Below are 6,239 nucleotides of genomic sequence, written 5' to 3' on the forward strand. Positions count from 1 at the left end.
TAGGAATTCTAGGGCTATTGTGATACGAGTATCCTCAGAAAACAAGGGTCAAGATATATTCGTGGGTGGCGAGGTACTCCAAGCATGGTGGCATTGGGCACAGGCCATCATTCCAGAGCCTGAGCGCGAGAGTGGTCTACAGGAGTTAAAACAATTTCTCAGTGCCTTTACAGAGTTGAGTCCCCTTGACATCACGCTGCGCCGCTTCCCACCCCAGATTCGTCTCAAGCTGCCCCTTGCAGATCTCCAAGAGCGCTGGCAACGCCGCTGGCAACAGCGTGTCCCCCTGCAATACCTCATTGGCACGGTGCACTGGCACAGGCTGGAATTGGTCGTCACCCCCAGTGTGCTGATTCCACGGCCAGAAACGGAGGAGTTACTAGAAGTGGTGGCGGCCACAGTGCCCCCTTGGCAACAACAGGGACATTGGCTGGATTTGGGTACGGGTAGCGGGGCGATTGCCATTGGGTTGGCGCAGCTATTTCCGGCGGCCTTTGTGCATGCGGTGGATTGTAGCCCTGAGGCCCTTGGGGTTGCCCAAATCAACATTGAAAGATACGCCTTGGGCGATCGCCTGAAGTGCTACCTAGGAAGTTGGTTTGACCCCCTTGCTTCTCTCCAAGGGCAGGTACAGGGCATTGTCAGTAATCCCCCCTATATTCCCACCCGCCTAGTGGCTACCCTCCAACCGGAGGTACAGTACCACGAACCTCCCCTTGCCCTCGATGGGGGTGCGGATGGTTTGCAGGCGATTCGCCAGATTGTTGAGACAGCGCCAGAGTATCTTCAGCCCCAAGGCTGGCTCTTTATGGAATTGATGGCGACCCAAGGGAAAGCGGTGGCGGCACTGGCAATGGCCACCCAAGCCTATGAACGGGTGGAAATTCTCCACGATCTCAGTGGCCACGATCGCTTTCTCGTTGCCCAAAGCCGTTAGCCGCGATCCCAGCGCCAAAGGGCAACCATGAGGGCAACCACTCCGATTTGTAATGCCAGATTCCACGCCAAATCGTCACCTGCGGTGCCCGCCAATCCCTTGAGGCCAAGGATAAAGGCACCCATGAGGCCGGAGGCGGCAAAAACCGCGTAGAATACGCGCCGTAGTCCCCGATAGGGCGCTGCTGCCTCGGCTCGCAGGCGATCGCGCAGGGTGGCTTGAGTCACTTTAGCGGGTTGTTGGGGTTCGTTAGCAGCCATCTTGATTTTGCCGTCACCTGAAAATATCCTACGTCCCTACAATAGGGAACGGTGTGCATCAATGACGGTCTAAGGCCGTAGGCCAAAAGAAATGTGAGGAGTTTGATATGCATTGGCAGCGAATTAGTCTGGCACTAGCGATCGCCTGCGGTAGCACGGTTGCCATTCCCCAACTCAGTCAACCCTCCCAAAATACGGGTGCAGGGACACTCCGCTGGAGCGATGCTTCCTTTCCTGTGGAAAATTTTCAAGGCTATACTTCTCCCTTTGGCTACCGCCGATCGCCCACGGGGAAACCCACGACTGAATTTCACAATGGCCTTGATTTTGCGGCTCCCCAAGGAAGCTATATCCGCAATTGGTGGGTGGGGAAAGTCATTGAAGTTTCCGATCACACCGCCTGTGGCACCTTGGTACGGATTCAATCGGGGGCTTGGGAACACGTTTACTGCCACATGATGGGGCGCGTTGAGCAGACCCCCCAAGGACGAGCCATGGTTGATCGCAGCGGTGGCATTGTGATTCTAGAGGGGCAGCGGGTACCGACAGGCGCGCGGATTGGTCGTGTGGGCATGACGGGGCGCACCACCGGACCTCATCTCCACTGGACGCTCCGCCACCGAGGGGAATTGGTCAACCCGGCTGTGGTTCTACAGGCCATGTATAGTAGCCAAGCCCAACGATAACTCTCTGATTAAATAACGGGACTGACGGGGCTCGAACCCGCAACTTCCGCCGTGACAGGGCGGTGCTCTAACCGATTGAACTACAGTCCCAATTTTTGAGCGATTTTTAGACTATCAGGAAAATCATGGCCTTGTCAACGGGTTAAATTTGCCTTGCAGGGCGATCGCTGACTATCCTTTCTCGTCGCCCTTGGAGCGAACCTTGCCAGTGGACTGATAAACTTGATAATCTCGTCAAGATTGATTTCAGAAATCATCGCCTAGCGTTTTGGAGTGCATCTGTGAAGGTCGTTGTCGTTGGCAGTGGTGGTCGAGAGCACGCGATCGCTTGGAAGTTACTCGATTCTCCTCGCGTGACGCAGGTCTATTGTCTGCCCGGTAATGGCGGGACGGCCTGCCTAGAGGGGTGCGAGAATGTAGCCATTGCAGCCACCGACCTCACGGGCATTGGGGACTTTGCCAAAGAGAATCACGTTGATTTAGTGGTTGTGGGGCCAGAAGCACCCCTTGCTGCGGGTTTGGCTGATTACCTCCAAACGCTAGACATTCCCGTCTTTGGCCCTAGTCAAGCTGGAGCAAAAATTGAAGCCAGTAAAGCTTGGGCAAAGGCCCTCATGGAGGCGGCGCAGATCCCGACGGCCAAGGCAGCGGTGTTTGACACTTACGAGGCGGCCGCTTGCTATGTCCAGACCCAAGGGGCACCCATTGTTGTTAAGGCGGATGGCCTAGCCGCGGGTAAAGGAGTAACAGTGGCAACCACGGAAGCGGAGGCGATCGCGGCCCTCGAGCGGATTTTTGGCGGTGAATTTGGCACGGCGGGTCAACAGGTGGTCATTGAATCAGTCCTAGAGGGGCAAGAGGTCTCGGTACTTGCCGTTACCGATGGCAAAACCATTGTGCCGCTCTTGCCTGCCCAAGACCATAAGCGCGTTGGCGAAGGGGATACTGGTCCGAATACGGGAGGCATGGGAGTCTATGCTCCAGTGCCTTGGGTGACACCAGAGTTAATGCAACGGATTCAACAGACGATTCTTGAACCTGCCCTTGGGGCGTTACAGGATCGAGGAATTCAGTACTGTGGGGTGCTTTATGCCGGTCTGATGGTGACGCCCGCAGGGGATCCCTACGTGGTGGAATTTAACTGTCGCTTTGGTGATCCCGAAACCCAAGTGGTACTTCCCCTCTTGGAAACCCCTCTGATTGAGGTACTCTCGGCTTGTGTCGAGGGACGCTTAGCCAGTTTGGGAGCATTACAATGGCGCAATGCGGTGGCGCTATCGGTTGTACTGGCCGCAGGGGGCTATCCGGGGAGTTATCGTAAAGGGGATTTGATTCAGGGCATTCCCGACGCTATGGCACAGGGGGTACTCGTTTTCCATGCGGGAACGCGCTGGCAAGACGGGCAGTGGTACACCCATGGGGGGCGGGTCTTGAATGTCACCGCTTTGGCTCCTGATTTTGCCACAGCTCAAGCCAAGGCCTATGCCGGTGTGCAGGCGATTCAATTTGCCGATTGCTACTATCGTCGTGACATTGGCTACCGTATTCTGAAATCATCGGCTCATAAAGGGGAATACAATTCATGACCGTTCTCCCTCCAAAAACTAGCCCCTTGCGCTGTTTAAGCGGCGCACTCATTGCGGGTACACTTGGGATGCTCCTCTATCAGCTCACAGGGGCGATCGCCTCCATCTTTGCTACTCAGGCAGTGAGCTACCACAATCAACTGGTCTATGGCGTGGCCGTGGCCGTGCGCACCCTCGTGGTGGGCTTGTGTACCCTTGCAACTGGTGTCTTTAGTATTATTGCCGTGGGTCTCGTGGCTCTAACGCTGCAACTCCTTTGGGAACGCTGGCTACAACGGGAGCAGGCTTAGTCCTTGCTGAGTTTGCCATCCTCAATCTTCGTGATGCGATCAGCAATGGCTGTAATACGGAGATTATGGGTGACAATCAACACTGTGCAGCTGTTTTGCTTGGCTAGGTTGTAGAGAATTTTGATCACCTGTTGGCCATTTTGGGAATTAAGGGAAGCCGTCGGTTCATCCGCAAAAATGATCTTCGGCTCACCCGCTAGGGCACGGGCAATGGCAACCCGTTGTTTCTGCTCCCCGGAGAGGTTCGCGGGCACAAGGTCGAGGCGATCGCCAGTTCAGTCCTCGTCACGGCAGCAAATCTCATCAGTTATTAATTGCCGAATTAGCTACTGGTGGCGCTGGCAAAGCGAATTTTCAGGTAGTCTGCCTCCATTTTCGCGCCCACGGGTTGCAGTGCCGCCAATCCTTGGGGCAGCACCATATTGCGACGATGGTTGCCAATGCGAATGTTCAACTCATCAGCAGTTTTATTGAGTTCAATTTTTTCCTTGGGCACTCCCGGTAAATAGAGTTCAAGGCTGTACTGGCCATCACTGGGCACCACCCGAATTGTTTGCTCTTGGTAATAAACCTGCGTCGGATCCTCATTGGCATAGAGGGTTTCCTTGAGGCGATGCAGTGCCGCTAAGCCACAGAGTTCCTCGGCAAAGAGAGGCACTTCCTTAACGGGGAGGGGGCGAAAATTGTCGTGAATCTCTTGGCGATACCGTTGCTGGGTCTCTTTCCAGCGAGCAAAGAAGGGATCATGAACAGTCTCGGGCAGAATGCGGTTGGCCACGACTAAATCCGTGGCCACATTGTAAAGACTGAGATAGGCATGGGCGCGCAGGGATTCCTTGATCACCATCTTTTCAGGATTGGTTACCAAGCGCACTGAGGTTTGCGTGTTGTCGGTGAGGACTTTTTCAAGGGCCTCAATCTGCTCATAAAATTCATAGGGGGCATCCATCACCTCTTGATCGGGCAAGGAGAACCCCGCCAAGGGTTTGAAAATTGGCTCCACAATGGGGCGCAGGGCCATGGACATCCGCTGCAACGGCTTATAGAAGCGGCGCATATACCAACCGCTCACCTCGGGCAGGCTCAACAGCCGCAGTGCCGTGCCGGTGGGGGCAGAGTCAATAATCAGGACATCGTATTGGCCTTCGTCATAGTGGCGTTTCATGCGCACCAAGGCAAAAATTTCATCCATCCCCGGCAGAATCGCCAGCTCCTCTGCTTGCACCCCTTCTAGGCCGCGCGCCTGGAGGACTTGGGTAATGTAGCGCTTGACGGCACCCCAGTTGTCCTCCAGTTCCATCAGAGCATCCAGTTCTGCTCCCCAGAGATTTTCAGCAATAGGCACAGGGACATGCCCCAATTCGAGGTCAAAACTATCGGCAAGGGAGTGGGCGGGATCCGTGCTCAGCACCAGCGTTTTATACCCCAACTCGGCACAGCGTAACCCCGTCGCTGCCGCTACTGAGGTTTTACCAACGCCACCTTTGCCAGTCATTAAAATTACGCGCATGGGAAGGCTCTGCCCTAAACACGGTTGCTTAAAATATCTTAACCCTTGAGTTTATCCTCAGGGGGGCGATCGCCCCCAATCAACGAAAATAAAATCATTAAGAAAAATAAACAAATACAACTACTTATTTAGCTTTACTAAGAATAATTTAGGCCTCTCCCCAATCTCTAAGGGCAAATATTAACTTAGTGCTTAAGCCCTTGCAGTTTGTAACTGTTTCCAAGGGTTTCTAAGTTAAAGAAAATAAATGCAAACTAACTGGACTTATCACGCCTATGACTACGACTCTCCAACGTCGCGAAAGCGCGAATTTGTGGGAGCGGTTTTGTAACTGGGTGACCAGCACCGATAACCGCCTCTATGTGGGCTGGTTTGGTGTGATCATGATCCCCACCCTGTTAGCCGCAACCATCTGTTTTGTGATTGCCTTCATCGCTGCTCCCCCGGTGGACATCGATGGCATCCGTGAGCCGGTTTCTGGCTCCTTGCTCTATGGCAACAACATCATCACCGGTGCGGTTGTCCCCTCCAGCAACGCCATTGGCTTGCACTTCTACCCTATTTGGGAAGCTGCTTCCCTTGATGAGTGGCTCTACAATGGTGGCCCTTACCAACTAATCATCTTTCACTTCCTGTTGGGTGCCTCCTGCTACATGGGGCGCCAGTGGGAACTTAGCTACCGCCTGGGGATGCGGCCTTGGATTTGCGTGGCCTACTCTGCCCCCTTGGCCTCTGCCTTTGCGGTCTTCTTGATCTACCCCATTGGTCAAGGCAGCTTCTCTGACGGGATGCCCCTTGGTATCTCTGGTACCTTCAACTTCATGATTGTGTTCCAAGCGGAGCACAACATCCTCATGCACCCCTTCCACCAATTGGGTGTGGCAGGTGTCTTTGGTGGCGCTCTGTTCTGCGCCATGCACGGTTCGCTGGTGACCTCCAGCTTGATCCGGGAAACCACCGAAACCGAATC

The 6,239-nt window shown here is 54.4% G+C and carries 7 protein-coding genes, 1 tRNA gene and 1 pseudogene; 5 read left to right on the forward strand and 4 right to left on the reverse strand.

The features are described from left to right. Nucleotides 1-61 precede the first annotated feature (61 nt). Entirely contained in the window at nucleotides 62-937 is an 876-nt protein-coding gene (gene prmC, locus ACK4HN_RS02805; protein ID WP_409869432.1) for a peptide chain release factor N(5)-glutamine methyltransferase, read from the forward strand. On the opposite strand, the gene ACK4HN_RS02810 is transcribed toward prmC, so the two are convergent. Continuing rightward, on the reverse strand, nucleotides 934-1,197 hold the full coding sequence (locus tag ACK4HN_RS02810; RefSeq protein ID WP_409850736.1) for a DUF3493 domain-containing protein: 264 nt from the start codon (nucleotides 1,195-1,197) through the stop codon (nucleotides 934-936). The two genes, prmC and ACK4HN_RS02810, sit on opposite strands and share 4 nt — an antisense overlap. A 107-nt stretch (nucleotides 1,198-1,304) precedes the next feature. Between ACK4HN_RS02810 and ACK4HN_RS02815 the strand changes: the two genes are divergently transcribed. Continuing rightward, complete coding sequence (locus ACK4HN_RS02815; protein WP_409869433.1) at nucleotides 1,305-1,883, forward strand: M23 family metallopeptidase; 579 nt, start codon at nucleotides 1,305-1,307, stop codon at nucleotides 1,881-1,883. 16 nt (nucleotides 1,884-1,899) lie between these two features. On the opposite strand, the gene ACK4HN_RS02820 is transcribed toward ACK4HN_RS02815, so the two are convergent. Further along, a tRNA-Asp gene (locus ACK4HN_RS02820) sits at nucleotides 1,900-1,973 on the reverse strand. Between the two features lie 191 nt (nucleotides 1,974-2,164). On the opposite strand from ACK4HN_RS02820, the gene purD reads away from it, so the two are divergent. Both purD and ACK4HN_RS02830 read left to right on the forward strand, forming a co-directional pair. Continuing rightward, nucleotides 2,165-3,469 carry a phosphoribosylamine--glycine ligase gene (gene purD, locus ACK4HN_RS02825; RefSeq protein WP_409869434.1) on the forward strand — a complete coding sequence of 435 codons (1,305 nt, stop codon included), beginning with the start codon at nucleotides 2,165-2,167 and terminating at the stop codon, nucleotides 3,467-3,469. Then, nucleotides 3,466-3,759 carry a DUF3082 domain-containing protein gene (locus ACK4HN_RS02830; protein ID WP_409869435.1) on the forward strand — a complete coding sequence of 98 codons (294 nt, stop codon included), beginning with the start codon at nucleotides 3,466-3,468 and terminating at the stop codon, nucleotides 3,757-3,759. Before purD ends, ACK4HN_RS02830 begins: the two co-directional genes overlap by 4 nt. On the opposite strand, the gene ACK4HN_RS02835 is transcribed toward ACK4HN_RS02830, so the two are convergent. Together ACK4HN_RS02835 and ACK4HN_RS02840 are read right to left on the reverse strand one after the other, a co-directional pair. Then, nucleotides 3,756-4,013 carry an ATP-binding cassette domain-containing protein gene (locus tag ACK4HN_RS02835; protein WP_409869436.1) on the reverse strand — a complete coding sequence of 86 codons (258 nt, stop codon included), beginning with the start codon at nucleotides 4,011-4,013 and terminating at the stop codon, nucleotides 3,756-3,758. The genes ACK4HN_RS02830 and ACK4HN_RS02835 overlap by 4 nt on opposite strands. Nucleotides 4,014-4,081: 68 nt before the next feature. Then, complete coding sequence (locus ACK4HN_RS02840) at nucleotides 4,082-5,269, reverse strand: TRC40/GET3/ArsA family transport-energizing ATPase (protein WP_409869437.1); 1,188 nt, start codon at nucleotides 5,267-5,269, stop codon at nucleotides 4,082-4,084. A gap of 275 nt (nucleotides 5,270-5,544) precedes the next feature. Here ACK4HN_RS02840 and ACK4HN_RS02845 point away from each other — a divergent pair. Next, nucleotides 5,545-6,239: pseudogene (locus ACK4HN_RS02845) on the forward strand (photosystem II q(b) protein); the annotation flags it as partial.

This window comes from Thermosynechococcus sp., assembly GCF_046299655.1.
In the GTDB taxonomy this organism is placed as follows: domain Bacteria; phylum Cyanobacteriota; class Cyanobacteriia; order Thermosynechococcales; family Thermosynechococcaceae; genus Thermosynechococcus.